Source organism: Streptococcus sp. OMI870 (assembly GCF_047460295.1).
Lineage (GTDB): Bacteria > Bacillota > Bacilli > Lactobacillales > Streptococcaceae > Streptococcus.
In genome coordinates, this window is record NZ_JASHGM010000010.1 from 1 (window position 1) to 2,500 (window position 2,500).

At 50.7% G+C, this 2,500-nt stretch carries 1 tRNA gene and 2 rRNA genes (1 of these 3 cut by a window edge); all 3 read left to right on the plus strand.

Annotated features, from left to right (window positions below):
• Window positions 1-1,325, plus strand: a 16S ribosomal RNA gene (locus QM968_RS10650); the annotation flags it as partial.
• 53 nt (window positions 1,326-1,378) lie between these two features.
• Window positions 1,379-1,451: transfer RNA gene (locus tag QM968_RS10655), tRNA-Ala, on the plus strand.
• Between the two features lie 123 nt (window positions 1,452-1,574).
• A 23S ribosomal RNA gene (locus QM968_RS10660) occupies window positions 1,575-2,500 on the plus strand; it runs 1,976 nt beyond the window's last position.

A 2,500-nucleotide genomic window follows, 5' to 3' on the forward strand; every position in this document is an offset into this window, starting at 1 on the left:
CACTACCAGATGGACCTGCGTTGTATTAGCTAGTTGGTGAGGTAACGGCTCACCAAGGCGACGATACATAGCCGACCTGAGAGGGTGATCGGCCACACTGGGACTGAGACACGGCCCAGACTCCTACGGGAGGCAGCAGTAGGGAATCTTCGGCAATGGACGGAAGTCTGACCGAGCAACGCCGCGTGAGTGAAGAAGGTTTTCGGATCGTAAAGCTCTGTTGTAAGAGAAGAACGAGTGTGAGAGTGGAAAGTTCACACTGTGACGGTAACTTACCAGAAAGGGACGGCTAACTACGTGCCAGCAGCCGCGGTAATACGTAGGTCCCGAGCGTTATCCGGATTTATTGGGCGTAAAGCGAGCGCAGGCGGTTAGATAAGTCTGAAGTTAAAGGCTGTGGCTTAACCATAGTACGCTTTGGAAACTGTTTAACTTGAGTGCAGAAGGGGAGAGTGGAATTCCATGTGTAGCGGTGAAATGCGTAGATATATGGAGGAACACCGGTGGCGAAAGCGGCTCTCTGGTCTGTAACTGACGCTGAGGCTCGAAAGCGTGGGGAGCAAACAGGATTAGATACCCTGGTAGTCCACGCCGTAAACGATGAGTGCTAGGTGTTGGGTCCTTTCCGGGACTCAGTGCCGCAGCTAACGCATTAAGCACTCCGCCTGGGGAGTACGACCGCAAGGTTGAAACTCAAAGGAATTGACGGGGGCCCGCACAAGCGGTGGAGCATGTGGTTTAATTCGAAGCAACGCGAAGAACCTTACCAGGTCTTGACATCCCTCTGACCGCTCTAGAGATAGAGTTTTCCTTCGGGACAGAGGTGACAGGTGGTGCATGGTTGTCGTCAGCTCGTGTCGTGAGATGTTGGGTTAAGTCCCGCAACGAGCGCAACCCCTATTGTTAGTTGCCATCATTGAGTTGGGCACTCTAGCGAGACTGCCGGTAATAAACCGGAGGAAGGTGGGGATGACGTCAAATCATCATGCCCCTTATGACCTGGGCTACACACGTGCTACAATGGCTGGTACAACGAGTCGCAAGTCGGTGACGGCAAGCTAATCTCTTAAAGCCAGTCTCAGTTCGGATTGTAGGCTGCAACTCGCCTACATGAAGTCGGAATCGCTAGTAATCGCGGATCAGCACGCCGCGGTGAATACGTTCCCGGGCCTTGTACACACCGCCCGTCACACCACGAGAGTTTGTAACACCCGAAGTCGGTGAGGTAACCTTTTAGGAGCCAGCCGCCTAAGGTGGGATAGATGATTGGGGTGAAGTCGTAACAAGGTAGCCGTATCGGAAGGTGCGGCTGGATCACCTCCTTTCTAAGGAAATGGAAGCCTGTACGTTGGTCTTGTTTAGTTTTGAGAGGTCTTGTGGGGCCTTAGCTCAGCTGGGAGAGCGCCTGCTTTGCACGCAGGAGGTCAGCGGTTCGATCCCGCTAGGCTCCATTAACACTTTAAGGGTGTTAAGCTTGAACATTGAAAATTGAATATCTATATCAAATAGTAACAAGAAAATAAACCGAAACGCTGTAAATATTTAAAGAGTTTAGGTCGTAAGACCAAAAATAAGGTTAAGTTAATAAGGGCGCACGGTGGATGCCTTGGCACTAGAAGCCGAAGAAGGACGTGACAAACGACGAAATGCTTTGGGGAGCTGTAAGTAAGCGACGATCCAGAGATGTCCGAATGGGGGAACCCAACAGGTAATGCCTGTTACCCATATCTGTTAAGGATATGAGGAGGAAGACGCAGTGAACTGAAACATCTAAGTAGCTGCAGGAAGAGAAAGCAAAAGCGATTGCCTTAGTAGCGGCGAGCGAAACGGCAGGAGGGCAAACCGAAGAGTTTACTCTTCGGGGTTGTAGGACTGCAATGTGGACTTAAAGATTATAGAAGAATGACATGGGAAGGTCAGCCAAAGAGAGTAAGAGCCTCGTATTCGAAATAGTCTTTATACCTAGCAGTATCCTGAGTACGGCGAGACACGTGGAATCTCGTCGGAATCTGGGAGGACCATCTCCCAACCCTAAATACTCTCTAGTGACCGATAGTGAACCAGTACCGTGAGGGAAAGGTGAAAAGCACCCCGGGAGGGGAGTGAAATAGAACCTGAAACCGTGTGCCTACAACAAGTTCGAGCCCGTTAATGGGTGAGAGCGTGCCTTTTGTAGAATGAACCGGCGAGTTACGATATGATGCGAGGTTAAGTTGAAGAGACGGAGCCGTAGGGAAACCGAGTCTGAATAGGGCGAATTAGTATTATGTCGTAGACCCGAAACCATGTGACCTACCCATGAGCAGGTTGAAGGTGAGGTAAAACTCACTGGAGGACCGAACCAGGGCACGTTGAAAAGTGCTTGGATGACTTGTGGGTAGCGGAGAAATTCCAAACGAACTTGGAGATAGCTGGTTCTCTCCGAAATAGCTTTAGGGCTAGCGTCGACATTAAGATTCTTGGAGGTAGAGCACTGTTTGGGTGAGGGGTCCATCCCGGA